Origin of the sequence: Trinickia mobilis (assembly GCF_017315705.1) — a bacterium.
GTDB lineage: Bacteria > Pseudomonadota > Gammaproteobacteria > Burkholderiales > Burkholderiaceae > Trinickia_A > Trinickia_A mobilis.
Map to the genome: position 1 here is coordinate 66,911 of NZ_JAFLRF010000022.1, position 20,221 is coordinate 87,131.

The window sequence follows — 20,221 nt, forward strand, 5'->3', positions numbered from 1 at the left end:
CCGAGGATCATCGAGCGATAAGCGCCAGACGCTCATCTAGGCCGTCGCCCGATCCAAAGCCTCTTACAGGGGGTGCACTAGCACAATGTGCGCGCCGTCGTCATAGTCAACGGGAGCAGTAGGGAGGGGTGCTTTTTTCGAGTCTCGCAATAGTGTGACGAGTTCTCGCAGGAGGAGGTCCCGAGCCCGTGCGGTAACGTCGTCTACGTCGACGCCGTCGACCGCGAGGTGCTCGAAGTCGATGAATCGTAACTGGATGGCGTCCGCGTCGGAGACGATGAGGGCAGGGTAAGGAACCACAGCTTGCGCGATTACCCGTTTGCTGCGAAGCAGAGCCTTTTTCCCGTCGATCTTGGCGACAAGATTCGATGCCTTGAGGTGTGTGTAGCGCTTCAGCATCTGCATCGATTTGTGGCCGCTGATCGTCGCCACTTCCATCATATCCAGCGTGCCCAACTCGAAGAGTCGAGAAATCGCTTCGTGGCGAAGATCGTGGAAGTGCAGATCGGTGATGCCGAGCCGACGAACCAGAAGGCGCCAGGCACTCTTAAAGCCGTCCGACGTGTAGTTGAACACAGGACCGTTCGGTTTTAGGCCGAGCCGAGTCAGGGCATCCACGGCACGCAGGGACAGTGGGATATCCCGCTTGGTGCCGTTTTTCGTCATCGGTAGGTGAGCAATTCGAGTCCGCAAATCGACGTTTTCCCAGAGCAGATTGAGAATCTCGCCTTGCCGCATTGCCGTCTCGATCGCGAGCAGAATGATTGAGTACAACTCGGTGTTTCGATGCTTTGAAGCTGCTCGCAAGATTCTCCGTTCCTCGCCCCATGTGATCCTGCGATCGCGGCCCGGCGGGAGTTTTGGCTTACGAATGCGTGAAACAGGGTTGTCCGTGCAGGCTCCCCATTCGATGATCCCGATGTTAAAGAGGTCACTGAGGAGTGCGAGCTCGAGGCGGACAGTATTTGGGGAAACTGGTCGATTGGTATTTCGCGCGATCGTGTTTAAACGCATGTCGCGATAGTTCGCCACGTCGACGGACGTAACCTCGGATAACTGGCGCTTGCCAATGAAGGTGCGCGCGATCGTTGAAATCCGATATTTTTCCTGTTTGTACCCGCGCTTATTGATCGAGATGCGCTCGGCGTATTTCTTGAGGGCTTCCTTGACGGAGAAGGCGGTTTTTGCGCGAACGTCGGACAATTTGGATATCGGGTTCGGCGAGTCCGGGGTGCTACTCATTGTCGGTTTCAATGGCCGACACGATTTCGGTCAAGGTCACGCCTAGAGCACGCGATAATGCGACGAGTGAGTCGAGGGTAGGAGAGCGCCGGCCTAGTTCCAAAAGGGAAATATAGCTCCGGTCGAGGCCTGCCTCGTATGACAAGGCTTCTTGGGAAAGTTGTCGGTCCTTACGCAGCTTGCGGAGGATTTTTCCGAAGGACCGGTTATGGCTTTTCAAAATCGGGATGTGTTCGAATAGTCCCGAATTGTCACTTTGCTGACAATTGTCGTCATCCGACTATTGTCAGCAAAGTGAGGCAGGCCTTGAATTTGACGGCGGGCTAAGATCGGACTAAGCTAACCATTTCGATTGGAGGGCGTTATGGACGTGATTTCGATGCACGACGCAAAGTCGATGCTTTCGCAACTCGTGCGGCGGGCTGCGAATGGTGAGCGGATCCGGATCGGTGCGTACGGAAAGGCGGAGGCAGAGCTCGTCCCCGTTTCTAGCGGTCCGACGAAGCGGATCGGGGTCCTGAAGGGAAAATTCGAGGTTCCGGAGGATTTCGATGCGCCGCTGCCGGCGGACGTTCTCGACGCGTTCGAAGGAAAACACGAATGAGGATGCTGCTCGACACGAATGTGTTTCTGTGGGTACTGGCGGGATCCGACCGTATCAGCAAAGTTCGCGACCTTATCTTGGCGGACGAGACTGAGGTGTTCGTCAGCGTTGCTTCATTTTGGGAAATCGCGATCAAGCACACAATTGGCAAGCTCGCGCTGGACGTGCCAGAGGCTCGTTGTGCAGCGATCGACAGCGGCTTCCACGAATTGCCCGTACTGGGAGCGCACACGGAAGCGCTATCGAAGTTGCCTCTGCTGCACCGAGACCCGTTTGACAGGCTTCTGGTGGCACAGGCCATAGTGGAACCTATGCGACTGATGACTGGTGACGGCAGCATGGCCCAGTATTCTGAACTCGTGATGCGTATCTAGATCACAGGCAGCAATAGGGATTCTGACCCATTCGAGGAATGTTTCGGTTAGCGGGGGTGATGTGAGGGCTATATCGGTACAGCAACCATGGGCATGGCTGCTCGTCCATGCTGCCGAATATCCAGATCCTAAGAGAGTGGAGAATCGTGCGTGGGCGACCAACATGCGCGGCGCAGTCCTGATTCACGCGGGAAAACGTTTTGATCGGCGTGGCTATGAACAGGTTGTTGCGATGCGGCCTGACCTGGCTACGGCTCTGCCCTCGGTAGGGGATTTCGACATGGGCGGGGTAGTGGGTTGGGGCGATCTGGACGATTGTGTGACGAAGAGCGATTCGCCGTGGTTCACAGGCAAGCATGGGTTTGTGTTCAGCTACGCGGCACCTCTACCGTTCGTGGAGTGGCTCGGAAGGTTAGGGTTCTTCGAGGTTCCAGTTCGCGCGCTGGGCGCCGCAGGCGTGCGAATCCGCCATGAGATCGCCAAAGCCGCAGCGGTCGAGAAGCGGCGGTCAATCCTCTCGCTGGCTGATCGTGGGATGATCGTGGCCGACATTGCTCGCGAACTACGTCTGCCGCTTGCGCACGTGGAACACGAAATGGAACGGGTCCGTCGCGAAGTGGAAGGTGGTCTTTTCACGCCCGCCCTCTTGCCGATTGAAAATGCAGCGCTCAACGGTTAGACACGTCTGCCAAAACTAAAAGACCGGCTCGGGCCGGTCTTCGTTTAGTTATCCATCTTCAGGATGATGGTCCGTCTACCGTGAGGCTCCTGTAGCGTCGCCGTCTTATCCGTGGCAGCGACAAGCGTGGGCGCAACCATCTTGTTTTGGGATGGATCCGCAGGATATGAGACGCTATCGACGGGCTCGCCGATCGCGACGTAGGTGCTGTTGATAAATGCTCCTCTGCTGGGCGCAACGCCGTCGAGTCTCAGCAGGCTCGATTGGCGCTCCTTCAAGGCTGCGAAGTAGTCTGTCGCGGCCGGCTTCTTCTCCTTCTCCTTTTTTGCTGCCTCCAGATCGACTCTCCCGAATAACTGGTCCATAGATGCTGCCGGCTTCGGCTCGCCAGGCGCAGGAACAGGTGCGGGCGTTGCGCGGCCTTGAGCGTTGACGAGGAGCGGGTAGAGTTGCTTCAGGTTGTCGACCTGTGATGCGGCAAGCGTGGGTGTCCCGCCGATCACGCGGTAGTGTGACGCGAGAACAGTACGGAGCTGATTGTCGCCGCCGTAAGCGAGCAGAATCGCAATGGCCCCGACGAGGAGGATGTTGTTTCGCGGATTGGCGGACAGTGCGAGTTTCATGGGATCAATTCCGAAGAAGAAGGCACGTATTCGCGAGAGTCATTGTCGGCGCGTCGCCGTCGCGAACAGATATGGATGTGAAGGTGATGTCTGAGCGACCGGCCAAGCGCTTGATGGCATTCACGAGCGTCGGGTAATCATTGGCGTGGAGTACCAAGCCTTGTGACGCACCACCGTTCTGGACGCATACCCGATAGATGCCGAGCTTCTGGCCGGCGTACTCGACAGGCCTGATGCCTGACATGGTGAAGGCCTGTGTCGGCATGGTCAGGCCGTATTGCTGAACGTCCAGCAGCTGGATGATCGAGTAAAGATCCTTGATATCAGCAGCCGCGGGAAAAGTCTGGCGCCAGGCTGTCTCCACAGGACGCAGTGCATGGTACTTGTCCTGCCAATCCTTCAGCTTTGTCTCAGCGCTCTGCTGGTCGACGACTTTCTGATGCATCGTCGCGTAAGTCGACATGCCGCCTGAATAAAGCACGAGGCAAAAGACTGCGGCAAGCCCGCAGCGAAGCAGTTGATTCTGCTGTTTCATTGGTTTGCTCCATTGCCATTGCTCGCGGCGCTCGACGCGTCCGAATGCTCCGGAAGCGTTGTTTGAATGGTCAGGATCAGTACCTTGCCCGTTGCGTCTTGCTGTTCCTGCCATCCCCCGGCCGCTAAACGCAGGTTCAGGCCGGTAGCATCGGCCAGTTGGGCGAGAATTGGATGTGCCTGGTCAAGCGGTGCGACACCATCAGTTCGTGGCACCCGAATGACCACCTCGAGGTCGGGCGCTGCTTGCCCTTGTTGCGTGGTCTGCGCTGCGCTTGCGCTGTCCTTGGGAACGGCGTTGACTGTAAGGGCTTTGACGCGCCAGGCGTCATGCACGGAAATCGCCGCCAGGAGGGGTTCGACAGTCTGCGCATTGTGGAGCATTGGGTTAGGAGCGGTAAGCCAGGTTTCGCGTGCCTTCAAGACGTCTAGCGATTCGGCGTTCGCGGGTCCGATGGAGGTTAGGTGACGATAGCCGGCCTGTGCATGGCTGAACGCCGCGAGCTGCGACACCATTGCGGCGCCATAGGCGGCGAGTGCGAGAGCGCAAGCGAGGACCGGCAGGAGTGACTTGAAATCGCGGGTGCGACCCAAGCCTGTCGTCAGTTGGTGGACCCTGCGCCTTGCAAAAATAGCTTCACCAACGGATACGAGACCTGGGTACGTGATCGGCAGAAGGGGAGCGGTCCAGATAAACCGTGTGTCGGACTGGTTGTTGAGGCTATCGAGCAGCATGCGGACCTCGGTTTCGTAGCGCTGCTGTTTGGCAAGAATCAACCGTTCTCCCGTTTCTACCAGTTCACCGTCCTTGAACTTGTAGAAGTTCAGGTACGTGCGTTCAGCGGTATGGAAGCCGTTGAATATGATGCAACGCCCTTTTTGCTGCCTGCCGTATCGAAGGATTGAGTCCAGCGCAAACGCGAAGCGATGGGTTGTTCCGGCTGCGGGCAGGTCGCTATGAACCCACACGTGAAGATGGCGAGGACTCCGGATGTTCCACCAAGGAGTGAGCACCCGCGACGGCTGCGCGGTGTAGGCGCCGTCCGGGCGGTCCTTCCCGAGCGAGGCGAAAACAAGTTCGCCGGTCAGCACGGCGCCGGACAGGCGTGCGCCTTGCGCCGATACTGCTGAAGCCTCGCCAAGGAAAGGTACGGCGCCTGTGTGCACCGGATTGGCGGGGCGCGTTTTGAGACTAGCAGTCAGTCGTTGCCAGGTGGGCATCGCGACGCGCGCACCCGACTGGGCCGCAGCGTTTTGTGCAAACACGGGCGCAGCGACCGTGGGAAATGGTTGACTCGCTTGGGAGGCTGCTCCTTTGCGGCTTTTGCCGAATCCCAGTGCAAGACGTAACGTTTCAAAGGAAGGCATTTTCATTTTGATTGCGAGATGGATTAACGAAGTGCGTTCTTGATGAGGTCCGTTGCCTGCAGGAAATAGAGCAGCATCGGCGCTACGGCGAAAGCGGCCGCGATCAATGTCGAGAGACCTTGTGCAACGTCAATGAAACGGTGAATTTGCACCATGCCGATTTTGACGAGTGGTGTCGATGCTGCTTCAAAGTGAATTTGCCCGGAGCCGGTGTTATCCGTCATGCGGAATGCGTTGGTAAGAAACACCGGAAGCGCGTGCCTCGGATCACCGGGCGGAACCTTGTCAAGGTCAACAGCGTTGCTGAATCCCAGCCGGGCGTTATCCCTTACTGCCTCAACACTCGGGACCATGTAATCAAGCAGCAGCGGTTGGGATATGCCGATAGCGTCTTGCAGGGGAATGCTGCACTCCTGCATCAACGCGATATAGCGGGACCACAGGCCGTAGTAGAGGGAGCGGATCGCGGGTCCAAGGCCCGGCACGTAGTCAAGTTTGGCGAGGATAGCGGAGCGTGCGGTGGGACTTTTGAGCATTTGGAAAGCCCACGCGATGAAGCCGAGACCAACCGCGCCGAGTATGGCGGGGTGTTGGTTCACCAGGTCATGCGCGGCAAGAGATAGCTTCATTGCAGAGGACGACCGCGAGCGCTCTGAACCGCTGGCCATGGCGGGAATCACTGACAGCATAAAAAAGATTCCCACGCCCATCCCTAGCACGATCATGCCAACAGGGTAGACAAGCTTTCGCATGGTCGAGAAGATCTCAAGTTGCAGTTCCGCGGTGTTGGCAATCTTCTCGAAGACTGAAGACAGCTTGCCCGACTGCTCACCGATTCGAACCGGAGTGGTGAACATGAGAGGCCAGTATTTTTCCAGGAAGGAGGAGAGAGACTGGCCTGCACGCACGTGACTGTTTGCAGACAGCCAGAACTCCGCACGCTGCCGCTGGAGCTTAGCCATCTCCTTCAGGGAATCGTCCAGCGACACGGTTTTCACGAGCGACGTCATGAACATCGATGCCATGCGGATTTCTTGCAGCGAGAAGGGTTTCGTCAGAGGGGCTTCGGACATTTTTTTCACCAGTGAAAATCAGATGAGCAGACTCGGAAGTTGCGCCTGATCGAGGAGCACCCGTTCGATCGCAGCGTCAAACAGGGATCGCTCGCGGAACCGCGTGAGCTGCGCGTAGTGGAACGTGCCGCGCTCTGCCATGTCATGCAACGCGTTCTTTAACTCCCGACTGAAGACAAGCGTTTCGTTGATGGGAACCACACCGTCGAATCCCGTGCCGTCGCAGTGCAGGCAACCCTTCGGATTCCGTACCTTGCTGTGAGCCAGTTGCTTGAACTGGTGTTCTGATGGAACAGGTAGCGAGTGCTTCTTGCAATAAGCTTTGGTGAGCTCACGCAGGTCATCGAACGGGCGCCGTTCGATGGTCGTGGCGCACTGACACAATCGCGGGATGAGTCGCTGCGCTACGACGAGGTTCATAGCCTCGATCAGGTCGTGCTCGGTCACCATTGCCGCCGTCGCATTGTCGACGTGCGTATTCGAGATGTACGCACGCAGTACGGGGTACGCGAGAATCGCATCGTTCGCGTGGGCGGTCGAGAGCACCATGGACCCTGTACCCGCAGCGCGCACTGCGGCTGCTGCCGACGATCGGCTGCGGATTTCGCCGATATAAGCGAGGTTCGGATCCTGACGCAGCATCGCTGCGACCATGAGGTCATACGTGTTTCTGTGGTCGATCGTATGCTGCACCACACCGGGGATTGAGCGCTCGACGGGCTGCTCTGCGCTGAGCCGGTTCTTCGTGTCCCCGTGCATTTCGTAGTCCAGGGTCAGCGCGCCGGCAATGGTGGTGCTTTTCCCGGAATTGGTCGGTCCGACAAGAAGAATCATGCCCATGGTTTCGCTGAGCGCGTTCTTCAATTCGGTTATCACCGATTGCTTGATCTTCATGTCCTTGAGACTCACGCGTGCTGTCGATCGCGGAATCAGGCGGATCGAAACCGACTCGGGCGAGAAGGCGAGGCCGGAAGAATCGGGCGGTGTGAAACCAAGCCGCAGGAAGATCTCTGCTTCCTGCGACTTGTAGATGAATTGGCCGTCGGCCGGCGCTTGCAGGCGGCCTTCCACGAGCGCTTGCGTATCGGTGTAACGCGCACCGCTGATGCGATGCAGAAACTGGTTCAGTTCGCGCGCTTGCTCGGGGTTTAGTCTAGGCACTACAGGCATTTCATACATGTTTCCGGAGCGCCGGTAGCGTACGAGAACGATCCCGTCGCGCTGCGGCTGCAATGCGATGTTGCTTGAGCCTTTCGAAGCGGCGTAGTCGAGCATTCGTACAAGCAGCTTTTGCACCTCCGTAGAGGCCTGGTCCGGCGTGAACGAGCGGGTTTGATGTTCCTGATCGATTGCGATCATGTCCGCCGTATCGGAGCTCAGCAGTCGATAGATCTCGGTGCGTTGGCCGACGGCAAGGATCGGGCCGTCCTTACATGTCTGGTAGATGTGGTCGTTGGCGCGCTTGTCGCGGGCCATCTGCTCGTATTCCTTGAGCCTGGTGCATTCGGTAAAGACCAGACAGGGACGTCCGGACGGCGTGTCGATCAGGACGGCTTCATACTCGTTGCAGGCCTGCCGGATCAGTTCGTTCGCAAGCAGATGGCTGGGCGACGCCGGCAGGATGGTGTAAAACGCCCGTCCTTCCGTGAGCGCCAGCATTTTCTGAATGTGGGGCCGCAGGTTGTCGATGTGCTCGGCGAGATGGTTCAGCGTAAGCACATTCTTCGGCTTGGACTCAAGAAGCTTTTCGACTTCCGGGCGATCGGCATAGCCGAGTTGGACGACGAGGTCGCCGACGCGAAGCGTTTCGGTGGACAGGCTTAGCTTTGCCATCTCAACGAGTTCTGCGGGGGCCTCGTCTGGCGTATAACCCCAGGTAGCAAGCCTTTCGCGTACTTTAGACGGATCTTCGATAGTGTCGGCGAGGTTCACCGCTTCGGAAAGGTTTGTCATGTCTGTTCTCAGTTCGGAAGGCGATACGTGCTGTCGAGTTGGGACGCCACTTGTACGAACGCGCCAGTCGTGTCCTTGATGGTCGACGTGGCGAGGATCGCGATGTAGTCCTCGGTGATGTAGTTGTAGACACGAGGCGTTCCCCACACGGAGTAGAGATCCGTGCAGTCGAGCGGTACGCCCTGCCAGAGGTATTGGCCGGTGCAGGTTGTTGCCGTCTGTGTGTACCCCGGAATCAGATTGATGAGCGGCGCTGCAGCGCTACCAGGGTTCGGAAATACCTGCTTGTTATTGACGACCTGTTCGTAGACGCGGGCGAATTTCTGAAGCAGTCGACGCTGGGCTGCACGTTCGGCGGAAATCTGGTTCGGATAGTCCGCGCGCGTGTCATACGTCCACCAGAATGAATTTTTACTGCCACACCATGGGCCGAGCGCACTGAAGGCGCCCGAGCCGCAGGCGTTCGCCGATGCTGAAAGGTAAGTGGCAGTGTCCACTGCGGTTTCTCGGCGCTGTGAGAAGACTGCTACCCGCTGGAACTGCCATGTTCCGTCATTTAGTACGCCGCTAACGGCGTAGCTTTGCCAGGGGATCGTCGCCGCCAATCGTTGATCCTGGAAGCCCGGTGTGGATGCGAGTGCACTAATCGAAGCGGGCGGTACCCCCGTCTCGTTGATGCTTTGCATCACGGCACCTGCTGTGAAGCGCGTGTTGATCGCACGCTGCTGCCCGTCAAACATCTGGTCGCGCCCCGCAGTCAACGCGATGTAGCCGTTGAGCAGCGCGATGAACCACATGACGAAGGCGGCGATGATCACTGGCATGGCAATTACTCGAAGATCGTCATGGTCCGCGTACCGCCGTTATCCGTCGAGAACTGGATCTTCGGGTCCGTGGTGTCGGCTGCAGCGGGAAGGGATATTGCTTGGCTCGCGCCTGCCACGCTGCTGTATTTTTGGTAGTTCGCGAGCACGATGGCATCCGTCGCGGGGGCATACTGCACCGCGACGAGTTGCTTGCCGTTGATGTTTGCGTCGCTGAGGGTGATGACCGAATTATTCAGCGTATAGCCGTCGGCGGCGCTGCCTTGGATGGATTCGTGGAGCGTCTGAGTGTTGGCGCTTTGATAGCACGCCTGGTAGGTCGCGTTAAGTCCGACGCCGTCGACAAGCAATTGCAGGGCGCCTGCCGGCCCAGGATTGGTCGTGATGGCGCTAGATGCGATCAGACTTGACGTGCCACAGTTCTGATTGACGACCCGCCAGTTATTCGCGAGACCTGATGCAGTCGTGGAGTAAGCGAGCGCTTTGGCGTTATCGGTGGACCCGAAAAGTTTCGGGGCAACGATCCAGGCGATGATGCCGAGGATCGCCACCACGACGATGACTTCGAGCAGCGTGAACCCGCGCTGCTTGCGCGGCTTGATGCGGCGTTGACGCGGCGCGGAGCCCGCGTTGATCGTACGGACCGGCGATTGGGTTTCGATTTGCATAGCGTTCCTCTAGATCAATATGTCAATACAACGTTGTTAGCGGGGTTGAGGGTATCCGGAGCGACGCCATTCGACACCTGTGTGTTGATTCGGAGTGCCCCGTAGTGAGGGATGGAATTTGGGCCTGTCGCGAGCGGGTTGTAGTCGCGGCAATACTGGATTGTTGCGCCCCACTGAGTGGTTCCGTAGCGGGCCTGGTCGAGGCCAACCTGTGCGAGTACGTTCACGGTCGCGTCAGAGAGGTTGTACCAGCCGTCGTAGCAGCCCTGGTTCGATGCCGGGTTTCCACCAGCCAGGTTCGGCGCGCCTGGGCCGTTGGGTGCGGGATACCAGTTGGTGGTGTCGTCAGCTGCAGCAAGACGTTCTCGCTCGCGGAAATAGTTCTGGAAAGCATTGCGGACATCGTCAATCCGGCTCACCGTGGTCTGGAGCATGGACTTCTGAAGCTGCAGGGTGCTGAAGATCTGCGCGCCGAAGTCGGGTAGGGTCGGTGTCCAGGTGGCTGCGTTCGCCGCCGTCAGTGTCGAACTGAAGCCTGGAATGCCGTTGCCCGATGGATTGCAGCCCGAACCGACCAGTGCGCAAGTGGTGCTGTAGACCGCGCCCACCTGATACGTCAGGGTAATCAGCGGACCACTGCGGAAATACATCGGCATCTGCATGGTTAGACCGCTGGCCTGTTGATAGACCCGCACATTCTGGGCATTAGTGCCGTCATCGTTGATCTGGTTAATGCTCAGCGCTGCCTGCTGGAAAGCACTCGCAAGGGTGCTATTTGTCGGATTGAAGACAGCGCTCACGTACCCGTTGCCAGAATAGGGCGCGGGTAATTGGCCCAACGTGGATTGCGTCCGTGCGCTGTCGAGCAAAACTGATGCGATCGTCTGGTTGGCGAGCGTCTGCGAATCCAGATAGGCGCGCTGGCCCAAGCCGAGCCCTTGACCGATGATGGGGCCGATGATCCTCAGGACAATGCCAAGGATGGCAACAACGATAATGACCTCAACCAGCGTGAAGCCTTTCTGGGTGGTCGGGCCGATGGACCGCTGCGGCGGGGCTTTCGTCGAAGCTCTCACGTTAGCTCCGCTTCGCGATGCTGACTTTGAGAACGAAGTACATCGTTGTGCGCGTACCTGTCTTGTTTTTCGAGCCGAAGACCGCGCTCAGACCCGGCATATCTTTGAGCTTCGTCACGCCGTTGCCGGTATCGTCGCTTGTGTCTTCGCTCAGGCCACCTAACAGGATCAAGTCGCCATCTTTGAGTACGGCCTCGGCAGTATTGACCTGCCGATTGATGATCGGCGTCTGCTGGGGAATCTGCTGGACGTTGTTACCGAAGGTAATGAACTGTGTGCTGCTGTCCCAGCCGACCAATTGGGCTTCAACTAGGGAAACCTGCGCACGAATAATGCCGGTGCGCACGTCGTACCGGGGGTTAATCCGCAGGATAGTGCCGAGGTTGTACGGTACGAGGATGTTTTGCGTGGCGACTGATGCATTGCCGTTGACGCCGCCTGCCGACGAATTCTGTTCGTACACCGTGTAGTGGCGTGTCGTCATGCGGCCGAATTCGACAGGGGTTCCACTAGTCGTCGATACGAGAGGTTTCTGTACGGTCTGGGCGTTTTCTTGTGTCTGCAGATAGGCGTTAAAAATCTGCAGTCCATCCAGTGCGGAGGTGATGCCGAAGAGTGAGCCGGCAGCCGACGCGAGCGAGGTGCTTCCAGTCGTTACAGTCGGGATTTTGCTACCTGTCGGAAATGACACGGTTGTGCCGCCGAGGATGTTGTTGCTGGTAACAGCGCCGTAGCGCCCATGGGCGAAGCTCGCAAAGCTGGATATATCGAGGCCTTGTGTTTCCTTGTCGGAGGTCGTGACCATGACGACCTTCCCCTCGAACGTGATCTGCGTGTTGTACATCGCTTGCACGTCGTTCAGGTATTTAGACACATCGCGCATGATCCAGCGCGGCGCCTGGACGGTAATTGCGCCAGTCTCGGGGTTGATCGAGTAGCGTCCAACCAACTGGGGGGTGTAGAGTCCGTTTCCGCCGACTGGCTGCTCGCCACCGGCGCCGCCGGATGAGCCGCCGATCGCCGCGGGACGAAGCGCTGCGATCTGTGGTCCGATGCCGGGAACCGCCGTGCGGCCCTGTAGTCCGGCTGCCGCACTCGTGTCAGGCATTGACGACACTGCAGAGCCCGCAGGCAAAAGTATCGAGAGCCGATCACGCAGTTCGGTCTTAAGGCTGGTCCAGAAGTTGTCGCTACTCGTAATCGAATTGGTGTTGCCATTCGAGCTCGATCCGTTTGAGTTCGATCCGTTGGCTCCGTTGCCGCCTTGGCCAGAGGTCGCGCCGTAGAGCCCGCCACTGCTATTGTTTGTGCCGCTGGATCCCAGCGAACCAGTCGAGCCGAGCGAACCCGACTGCGAGTTGCCCGATCCGTCGCTGCTGCCCATGTCGATCGTGGCCGAAGTGTAAGAGGTGGTCCGGTTGCCGATGTTGATGGTCCATGTCTGGCTCTTCATCGGTTCAACGGTCACGATCTGGGCCTCGTCGTCGATCTCGTAGTCGAGGCCCATGGTGGCGAGCAAAACCTTGAGCGCCGTTTCGCCGTCGACGTTGCGAACACCGAGGCCGCTGTACGTGTAGGTGTCGAGAGGGAGTGACGACGTGACGTTGATACCGTTGTCACGCAGCATCTTCAGGATCTCAAAGGCATTTACGTGGTTTCTTGGGATGTAGCTGATTCGCTTGCTTCGAAGCCATTCGCGCTGCTTGGCTTCTTGCTGAGCAGCGGAGAGCTTTTCGAATTCGAGCGGGCTGTCCCCGGTGTGAACCTTCAATGCCTGGCGCGCCGCTTCGGCCTTGGCATCGTCCAGTTCCTTTTGCGCCTTGGACTGCAGATCAGTGGCGTCCTTGCGGTAGTCGGAGGCGCATCCGCTAAGCACCAGACTCATGATGAGAGGCGCGAGGGCATATTTCTTCATGGTGTCGTGTTTCCTTGCTGACATTTGGTTACTTGTCGGTGACCTTGATTAGGTGATCTTGCGGCCATGTATCGATGTTCACGATGGCGGACGCGCCTTGAGCAATGATGGATACGGCTTCAAGAAACTCGCAGGTGTAGTGACGCGCGGTGCTGACCTTGATGTAGTTCGAGGCACGCCACTGCACGTGGTAATTCGCCCGCGCGGCCCACGCGTCCAGGTTTTCTTTAAGAGTCTTGCTTGGGTCGAGGTCCCACTTGGGCGAGGCCGTCTCCGACGGTGCGCTGAAGTCCGAAGGCGTGGGTTGCGGCTTCGCGCGAGCAAGTGTTTCGGGGGCCGGTGCGTTGCTGTTTGTCGGCTGTGCAGTTGGTGCGTCGGTGACGGGCTGCGTTGCAAGGGGAGCCGTGGCGGTAGAAGCTTTGACGTGTGGTTGGTTGTCTGAGGCCATGCTGCTGCTTGGGGCGGCAGCGGGCGTGGACGCGCTCATCTTCGAAGAAGACGGTGTTGCCGGGGGCGGTGCGGTTGCTATAACCGACGAGGCAGAGGATTCGTCGGGCGCGCTTGCAGTAGCACCTGTTTTTGGAGCCACGGGGGCTGCGGTCGATAATTGTGTCGGCAATAGCGGAGGGCCGGAAGGCTGAAAGCTGACCTTGATCAGAGCGCCCTTGTTGACTGGGGGCGCGACAGTGCTCCCTGAAGTTGAGGGCAGGGGGGCGCTGACAATAGTCGTCGTCGCCAGTGGCGTCGCGCCGGCGATTGGTGTTGTCGCTGAGGTAACTGCGGTGTCCGTGGACGGCGTTTGAGTTTTTTGCGATTTTGCGGGAACGGTTTGTCCGTCGTCGGTGAGCGGGGTCCACGTGTGAGCCGCGGTCTTTCTTGGTGCGCGTGCGATCTGCGCGGTGGAATCGGTAGCTTGCAACGGCGCGGAGCTAGGCTTTGGCAAGGCTTCGAGCGCAGCGGCGAAGGCTTCGATCTGCTGGTCGTCTTGGCTGTCGCTGGTCGGAGCGGGGGCGGAACGCCGGCTCGGTTGTGGCGTGGGCTTGCGTTGCTCCGAAGCAGCGACAGGCGTTGCCCGGAAACTACGGTCGCTTTGGCTGCTGGGTCGGGTTTCCGGGGCGTTGTGCGGCCAGGTAACAGGTGGCGTGGCAACAACAGAGGGATATGGATCCGTCGGCCTACTGGGCACATTACGAGCATCGTCCTGCCAATATGACGGTATCTCGGCGGAGGTTGTGCGAGCGGGTGGGTTCCCCGGCGCTTGAGCGCTTGGTACGTTCGGCGCGGCTGCTGGTTGCGTGGGCGCTGCTTGTGCGGCGGGGTTCAGGAACGCCTGGATCAGATTGAGTGCTGTTTGGGCGTCGAGTTTCCCTTGCGCATTTATTGACAAGAGTTTGTTTGCGATCTGGACGCGAACATCGCTGCTTGCAAGCGCGTCGCTATCTTTGCCGCGCTTTGAGGATGCGGCAGATGCGATCGCTGCGGCAGCGTCCGAGGCAGTATTCTGCTGTGCCTGCACAACGGCGGGCTGCTCTGCGGGAGCGTCGTCGATCGCAGCGGGCATAACGAAGACCCGCACGTAGGGCGGGGTTGTGCCGTCGTCATAGGTGGGGGCCGGGCCGTCGACGCTTAGCGCGAGCCGGGAACCAGAAATTCCCATGCCGAGTAACGCGTCACGGACTGCAGTGGCGCGTTGTTCAACGAGCGTTTTTGATTTGCCGTGGTCGGTGCGGGCGACGATTGCAAGGCGCGCACCGACCGCGAGGTTGTTGAGAAAATCCTGAAGAGCGTTGAGTGCCTGCCGTGTGGGCTTGCGTGAGCCATTGGGGAACGCGACTGTGATGTTCGGAGTGGTCGCGAAATAAGGGTTGGCTGTCGTGGCGTAAGCTGCAGCTGGGTCGGCGGCATCGGTTCGACCATCCAGTGCGCGATACGACGCTTGTGCATGGCCCATCGCGCAGCAGACGAGCAGGACGGCGAGCGAGACTTGTTTCATGTTGCGGACAGACAATGGTGTCATCGCACAGGTTGGATAAGTCAATGAAAGTATGTACAGATTATGCATTGGGCCTTGCACAAGTTCAACATAGATTGCATAATTATTTTCATGTTGCGAAGAGGATGCTGCCGTTGAGTCGTTTTCACTGGTGAAAATCGGCGGCGGACGGGCGTTTAGCGGGAGCTTTGTGCGCTTTCCTCCATTCTTGAAGACACGACCTATGACGATCACTGCTGCTGAATTCATGGCCAAGACTCCCCGCAAAGGCGGGGAGAGGGTATCCCGCCTCCGGCCGTACGAGACGGAAATCCTCGCACTGCGCGAGAAAGGCTATTCGTACAGCCAGATCCGCGACTTTCTGCTGCAAAACGGCGTGTCCGTTGTGACGGAGACGGTCGTGAGCTTTATCAAGCGCGCGAAGCCTTCCGGTGGTGCGGAGCCTTCGGAAGATGGGGCAGGACAATGAGGCGCGACGATCCAACGGCGGCGGCGTCAGAAGACGAGGCAGAACTCGAGTTGGACTTTTCCGGGCTCTCGGAAGCCGAGCGCGAAGCATGGAATCGTAGCATCGAGAACATTAAACACAACCTCGGCCCGTCTGTCGTTGCGGCGCTTGAGGACCCCGACGTCTACGAAGTGTTGCTAAGCCAGAATAGCTGGCTTTGGATCGACACGATCAAGCGCGGATTGATCCCGCTCGAGGTTAATGGAGAGCTTGTGCGCATGCTGCCTCAACATGCGGACATGCTGATGCGGATCGTCGCGCCGATGCTCGGGACCACAATCAGCGAGGAATCGCCGATTCTGGAGGGGGAGCTCCCGCTCGGTGGTCACCGATTTGAAGGCATCATACCGCCCGTCGTTGCGCGTCCGATTTTCAATATTCGGAAAAAGGCCATCGCGGTCTTTACCCTGAACGACTACGTTCGACGGGGAATCATGACGCTTCGGCAAGCGGATGCAATCCGTCAAGCCGTCGTGAATCGATGGAACATCCTCGTGGTCGGAAGTACGTCATCAGGCAAAACGACTCTACTGAATGCCATCATGGCCGCAATCGCGGAACTCACTCCAGATCACCGGATGGTGATCATGGAGGACACGCGCGAATTGCAATGCGACATGCGTTGCGTGGAATACCTGCGTACGAGCGACAGTGTTTCCATGCAGACCCTGCTTAGGGCAACCATGCGCCTGCGTCCCGATCGGATTTGCGTCGGTGAAGTTCGGGATGGCGCGGCGTTGGCTCTGCTGAAGGCATGGAATACAGGGCACCCAGGCGGATGCGGCACGATTCACGCGGACAGCGGCCTAGACGGGCTGACCCGTCTTGACGAGTTGGTGCAGGAAGCGTCTCCGTTGCCGCGGCCAGCGCTCATCGGGCGGGCGGTCAATATGGTGCTCTTTATCTCGAAAGATCCGACCGCGCCGGCAGGACGGCGGTTGAAAGAGGTCCTTGAAGTTAAGGGCTATGACAAGCGCTCACAGGAATACTTACTGGAACCGATCTGAGGGGGTCTTCTATGAACCAGTTTGTTTGTCGCGGCGACTTCACTGAACTGTGGAACACGCTGTTGATTTCGTGCACCGTGGCGTTGATTGCTATCGCTGCGCTTTTCAAGAATCTTGCGCGGATCCGGGGCGCCGTGAGGAGGGCAAAGCGAAGCTGAAATTGACCAGTAGCCACGATTCAAGAAACCGTCTTACATTGCAATAAAATCTGATCTATGGAGTAGTCATGATGCTTAACCGTATTGCGAAAGTGCAGTTCACACTGCTTCTCTGGCTCTACATGGTCGGCGCGCGCGCCACCTCGATGCCGTGGGATACAGGCCTGTGCAGCTTTGCTAACGCTCTTCTCGGCAAGACTGCGTTCTGTATTGCGCTTGCTGCAATTTTTGGTGCCGGCTCGAAGCTGATTTTCGGCGAAGAAGTTACCGGCATCGTCAAATCGCTGCTCGCGATCGTGATCGTGATCGGGATTTTGGTTGGTGGTGCGTCCATCTACCGTCTCGTTAATCCGGGCGGCATCACCTGCAACACATGAGCGACCAAGACGTCCTCCAGGTTCGGCACGTTCACAAGTCTCTTGAGCGCCGTATCACGCTTGCCGGTGGGGAGCGTGAGCTCGTGCTGTTCTCGATGCTCATCGGCGTGACCGAAGGGTTCGCGTGTTCGGGCAGTTTTGGCCCGCAATACGGGGTGCCGGTCGGGATTGCGATCGCGGTGGCGTTGCTGTTTGTTGTTAAGCGCATGGGGCGCGCTGACAAGCGGATGTCGAAAGTCTTGATTCGGCATTTCAAGTACCGACGCTACTACCCTGCTCGTGGGCGTCCCAACGCCCTCGTTCCAAAGGTGCGGGACTTTCGCTAACGATTTGGCCGGGCTTGATCATTTGATAAGCCCGGCCAAACGCATTCAGGTGACTGAGCATGTTCTTTCAGAACGAATTTCGCGACAAATTGACTGGCTTTGCCGACTATCTGCGATATGCATCGCTGATTGACCGTGGCATTGTTCTCGGCAAGGGCGGTGAACTGATAACTTCGTTCCGACTGGTCGGCAAGGATACCGAATCAAGTTCCGCGCGTGAGCTGGAGGCGATATCGAACCGGGTAAATTCCGCGGTCCTGCGCCTCAACGCAGGGTGGATGATTCAGTGCAATGGCTTTCGGTTCGAGAGCTCGGGCTATGCTCCTGAGGGTTTTTTCCCCGACCCGGTGACGAGGTTGTTTGACGAAGAGCGGCGCCGCCAATACCACGAAGAAGGGCTTCACTTTGAAGGTCAGGCGATTCTGACGTTCACCTATTTGCCGCCGTACATGCTCGAATCCAAGGCAAAGGAATTTCTCTTCGAGCAAAGTGAGGACCTAAGCGGCAAGAACGCGGCGATCGGCGCTCAGCATCTCGCGTATTTCAAGGAGACTGTCCGAGACATCGTCAACGAGTTGCGCATCGAGTTGACGGAGATCGAGCAACTGCTGCCGTACAAAACCCATAACATCCCGACCAATACGACTGTGACGGTCGATCCCCAGGCCGGGTTTCTGCACTGGTGCGCGACGGGTATCCGGCAGAACATCATCGTGCCGAAATACATGGCTGCGCTCGGGCTGGACACCATTATCGGTAGCCAGGACTTCGCTGGCGGCACGATGCCACGCATCGGGAAGAAGTTCGTCAAGACCATTACGGTTGAATCTCTCCCGGAAGGTACGCACGCGGGCATCTTGCATATCCTCAATACGATCCCCGTGGCTTATCGGTGGTCGACGCGGTTCATTTTCGAGGAGGAATCGATCGCAGAGAAGGAGATCGAAAAGCACCGGAAAAAATGGAAGCAGCAGGTTCGCGGCTGGACTGACCAGTTTCTGAACAAGCAGAACGGATCGATCAACCACGACGCGCTGAACATGAGCCAGGACGCTGATCTGGCAAAAGCACTTCTGAAGAAAGGGTCGGTGGCATTTGGGTACTACACCTCGGTGATCGTTCTCTACCATGAGAGCGCTGACATTCTTGAGACGATGGCCGATCAAGTGTGCGACGCACTACGGCGGAAGCACTTTGTAGTGCGAGACGAGGACCTGAACGCTGTCGAAGCCTTTTTAGGTTCGCTGCCTGGGCACGGATATGAAAACATCCGTCGTCCGATGATTCACACATACAACCTCGCGGATCTCTTGCCGACTACTGCTTCGTGGCAGGGCCTTGAGGAAAATCCTTGCCCGATGATCCGTGAGCAATATCCACATCCGGATCGGGTAACAGCGCCACCGCTGTTTTACGGGAATAGTGCAGGTCAGACGCCCTTCCGGGGTTCCCTGCACGTGGGTGACGTGGGTCATGCGCTGGTGGTCGGCCCGACCGGCGCCGGCAAGTCGACCAAGCTGGCGTTCCTCATTGCGCAGTTCTTTCGGTATCCCAATGCGAAAGTTTTCGCCTTTGATAAGGGGTACTCCGCCTACGTGCTGAACCAGGCTTGCGGCGGGATTCACTACAACATCATGGCCGAGGGCACAAAAGTCGGGTTCTGCCCGCTTGCCCACGTTGACAAGCTTACCGAACGCGCATGGGCAGAAGGTTGGGTCGAAACCATGCTGGTTCTTGGAAAGGTGGCGGTCAACTCAAGTCGTCGGCGTGAGATCCGGAAGGCGCTTGCGGCGGTCGGACGTCAACCGAGGAACCTGCGAACCCTGCACCACTTCGTGTCGATCTTGCAGGACAAGGAGATGCAGCGCGCGCTCGAGTACTACACCACGGGCACGGGCGCTGGCGGCATTCTGAATGCGACGGAAGACACGCTTGAGGCTTCTCACTTCACTGTCTTCGAAATGGAAACACTCATGGAGATGGGCGACACGCATGTCGTCCCTGTCCTGATGTATCTGTTCCGATGCATTGAGCGGCAGCTTGATGGCTCGCCAGTGCTGATTGTGCTGGATGAGGCGTGGCTTATGCTGAATCACGAATTTTTCCAGGAAAAGTTGCGTGTGTGGCTGAAGGTTCTGCGTAAGGCGAACGCTTCGGTGGTCTTCGCCACTCAGGAGATTGCGGATCTCCATAACTCGGCCATCCGCGACACGATTTACTCGGCGTGCATGACGAAGATCTTCTTGCCCAATACGGACGCCGACGAAGAAGTGTCGGCTGCGTACTACAAGTCGCTTGGACTCACTCCGCGCCAAATCTTCTTGCTGTCCAAGGCGACTCCGAAACGGGACTACTACTACGTTTCGCCCTATGGGCGTCGTATGTATCAGCTGGCACTCGGGCCGATCGGGCTTGCGCTTACTGCCGTTGCGGGAGTGGCAAACACGGACAAGGCGAACGAGTTCAAACGCAAGTATGGATCGAACTGGGTGCACGAGTGGCTGCAGGACCGAGGCGTCGACGAAGAAATGCTGGCCTTGTTCAAGCGGTACGCGGCAAACCAGTCGCAGTACAACATCGACAAGTTTGCGGCGTAGCCTAGTACCATTTTCACCAGTGAAAATACAACATTCAATAAATAATGTTATAATGTCGGAAAGGTAAAAGGAGAGCGAGATGCATTACTTCTGGCTGTTGGTGGTCTTCCTGGTGTTTTCGCGTGTGACGGTCCCAGTTGCTCATTTCTTCGTCGGGTTGCTGGCACAGGCGTTCGGCTACGTGGCCGGGCAAGTTCTGCGCGTGGCCGTCAATCACTGTCGCCGGGTTGGCTTCAGGCGCGCCGCGCTGCATGGAGCCTTACTTGCTGTACCTTTTCTTCTTGTGGGGTAAAAATGCTGCGAATGATCGGGCTTATGTTGT

Annotated in this window: 21 protein-coding genes; 9 read left to right on the top strand and 12 right to left on the bottom strand. The window is 57.9% G+C overall.

Annotation, left to right across the window (positions count from 1 at the left end):
* Window positions 1-63 precede the first annotated feature (63 nt).
* Together J3489_RS24935 and J3489_RS24940 are read right to left on the bottom strand one after the other, a co-directional pair.
* Window positions 64-1,242 (bottom strand): site-specific integrase, encoded by a 1,179-nt coding sequence (locus J3489_RS24935; RefSeq protein ID WP_207002633.1) that lies wholly within the window; start codon window positions 1,240-1,242, stop codon window positions 64-66.
* Window positions 1,235-1,462 carry a helix-turn-helix domain-containing protein gene (locus tag J3489_RS24940; RefSeq protein WP_207002634.1) on the bottom strand — a complete coding sequence of 76 codons (228 nt, stop codon included), beginning with the start codon at window positions 1,460-1,462 and terminating at the stop codon, window positions 1,235-1,237. Before J3489_RS24940 ends, J3489_RS24935 begins: the two co-directional genes overlap by 8 nt.
* A 144-nt stretch (window positions 1,463-1,606) precedes the next feature.
* Between J3489_RS24940 and J3489_RS24945 the strand changes: the two genes are divergently transcribed.
* The 3 genes from J3489_RS24945 (at window position 1,607) to J3489_RS24955 (ending at window position 2,899) form a co-directional block, all read left to right on the top strand.
* Window positions 1,607-1,846: a type II toxin-antitoxin system Phd/YefM family antitoxin gene (locus J3489_RS24945; protein ID WP_207002635.1), complete on the top strand. Its 240-nt coding sequence runs from the start codon at window positions 1,607-1,609 to the stop codon at window positions 1,844-1,846.
* Complete coding sequence (locus J3489_RS24950) at window positions 1,843-2,220, top strand: type II toxin-antitoxin system VapC family toxin (RefSeq protein ID WP_207002636.1); 378 nt, start codon at window positions 1,843-1,845, stop codon at window positions 2,218-2,220. The genes J3489_RS24945 and J3489_RS24950 overlap by 4 nt, the downstream gene beginning before the upstream one ends.
* 163 nt (window positions 2,221-2,383) lie before the next feature.
* Entirely contained in the window at window positions 2,384-2,899 is a 516-nt protein-coding gene (locus J3489_RS24955; protein WP_207002637.1) for an ASCH domain-containing protein, read from the top strand.
* 44 nt (window positions 2,900-2,943) lie between these two features.
* On the opposite strand, the gene J3489_RS24960 is transcribed toward J3489_RS24955, so the two are convergent.
* From J3489_RS24960 to J3489_RS25005, 10 genes are read right to left on the bottom strand one after another with little or no spacing between them, the layout of a single operon-like run.
* Window positions 2,944-3,522 (bottom strand): hypothetical protein, encoded by a 579-nt coding sequence (locus tag J3489_RS24960; protein WP_207002638.1) that lies wholly within the window; start codon window positions 3,520-3,522, stop codon window positions 2,944-2,946.
* 4 nt (window positions 3,523-3,526) lie between these two features.
* Window positions 3,527-4,057 carry a hypothetical protein gene (locus J3489_RS24965; RefSeq protein ID WP_207002639.1) on the bottom strand — a complete coding sequence of 177 codons (531 nt, stop codon included), beginning with the start codon at window positions 4,055-4,057 and terminating at the stop codon, window positions 3,527-3,529.
* The gene (locus J3489_RS24970; protein ID WP_207002640.1) at window positions 4,054-5,430 is read right to left on the bottom strand and encodes a hypothetical protein; all 1,377 of its coding nucleotides are present in this window, start codon (window positions 5,428-5,430) and stop codon (window positions 4,054-4,056) included. The genes J3489_RS24965 and J3489_RS24970 overlap by 4 nt, the downstream gene beginning before the upstream one ends.
* A gap of 17 nt (window positions 5,431-5,447) precedes the next feature.
* The gene (locus J3489_RS24975) at window positions 5,448-6,497 is read right to left on the bottom strand and encodes a type II secretion system F family protein (RefSeq protein ID WP_207002642.1); all 1,050 of its coding nucleotides are present in this window, start codon (window positions 6,495-6,497) and stop codon (window positions 5,448-5,450) included.
* A gap of 18 nt (window positions 6,498-6,515) precedes the next feature.
* Window positions 6,516-8,450 carry an ATPase, T2SS/T4P/T4SS family gene (locus tag J3489_RS24980; protein ID WP_207002644.1) on the bottom strand — a complete coding sequence of 645 codons (1,935 nt, stop codon included), beginning with the start codon at window positions 8,448-8,450 and terminating at the stop codon, window positions 6,516-6,518.
* Window positions 8,451-8,458: 8 nt separating this feature from the next.
* The gene (locus J3489_RS24985; RefSeq protein ID WP_207002646.1) at window positions 8,459-9,274 is read right to left on the bottom strand and encodes a hypothetical protein; all 816 of its coding nucleotides are present in this window, start codon (window positions 9,272-9,274) and stop codon (window positions 8,459-8,461) included.
* Between the two features lie 5 nt (window positions 9,275-9,279).
* On the bottom strand, window positions 9,280-9,942 hold the full coding sequence (locus J3489_RS24990; protein ID WP_242540276.1) for a type II secretion system protein: 663 nt from the start codon (window positions 9,940-9,942) through the stop codon (window positions 9,280-9,282).
* Between the two features lie 14 nt (window positions 9,943-9,956).
* On the bottom strand, window positions 9,957-11,018 hold the full coding sequence (locus J3489_RS24995) for a type II secretion system protein (protein WP_207002648.1): 1,062 nt from the start codon (window positions 11,016-11,018) through the stop codon (window positions 9,957-9,959).
* Between the two features lies 1 nt (window position 11,019).
* Window positions 11,020-12,933, bottom strand: coding sequence for a type II secretion system protein GspD (locus tag J3489_RS25000; protein WP_207002650.1), 1,914 nt, complete (start codon window positions 12,931-12,933; stop codon window positions 11,020-11,022).
* 28 nt (window positions 12,934-12,961) lie between these two features.
* Window positions 12,962-15,175, bottom strand: a complete 2,214-nt coding sequence (locus J3489_RS25005; RefSeq protein WP_207002652.1) for a TcpQ domain-containing protein — start codon at window positions 15,173-15,175, stop codon at window positions 12,962-12,964.
* Between J3489_RS25005 and J3489_RS25010 the strand changes: the two genes are divergently transcribed.
* The 6 genes from J3489_RS25010 to J3489_RS25035 all read left to right on the top strand — a co-directional run bounded on the left by J3489_RS25010 (window position 15,150) and on the right by J3489_RS25035 (window position 20,191).
* The gene (locus J3489_RS25010; protein ID WP_207002654.1) at window positions 15,150-15,395 is read left to right on the top strand and encodes a hypothetical protein; all 246 of its coding nucleotides are present in this window, start codon (window positions 15,150-15,152) and stop codon (window positions 15,393-15,395) included. The two genes, J3489_RS25005 and J3489_RS25010, sit on opposite strands and share 26 nt — an antisense overlap.
* A complete protein-coding gene (trbB, locus tag J3489_RS25015) occupies window positions 15,392-16,441 on the top strand; it encodes a P-type conjugative transfer ATPase TrbB (protein WP_207002656.1) in 1,050 nt (349 codons plus the stop codon). Before J3489_RS25010 ends, trbB begins: the two co-directional genes overlap by 4 nt.
* A 226-nt stretch (window positions 16,442-16,667) precedes the next feature.
* A complete protein-coding gene (locus J3489_RS25020; protein WP_207002658.1) occupies window positions 16,668-16,976 on the top strand; it encodes a TrbC/VirB2 family type IV secretion system protein in 309 nt (102 codons plus the stop codon).
* Window positions 16,973-17,302: a conjugal transfer protein TrbD gene (trbD, locus tag J3489_RS25025; RefSeq protein ID WP_207002660.1), complete on the top strand. Its 330-nt coding sequence runs from the start codon at window positions 16,973-16,975 to the stop codon at window positions 17,300-17,302. The genes J3489_RS25020 and trbD overlap by 4 nt, the downstream gene beginning before the upstream one ends.
* Window positions 17,303-17,361: 59 nt before the next feature.
* Window positions 17,362-19,899, top strand: coding sequence for a TraG/VirB4 family ATPase (locus J3489_RS25030; RefSeq protein WP_207002662.1), 2,538 nt, complete (start codon window positions 17,362-17,364; stop codon window positions 19,897-19,899).
* Window positions 19,900-19,978: 79 nt separating this feature from the next.
* Entirely contained in the window at window positions 19,979-20,191 is a 213-nt protein-coding gene (locus tag J3489_RS25035) for a hypothetical protein (RefSeq protein ID WP_207002664.1), read from the top strand.
* Window positions 20,192-20,221: the final 30 nt, after the last annotated feature.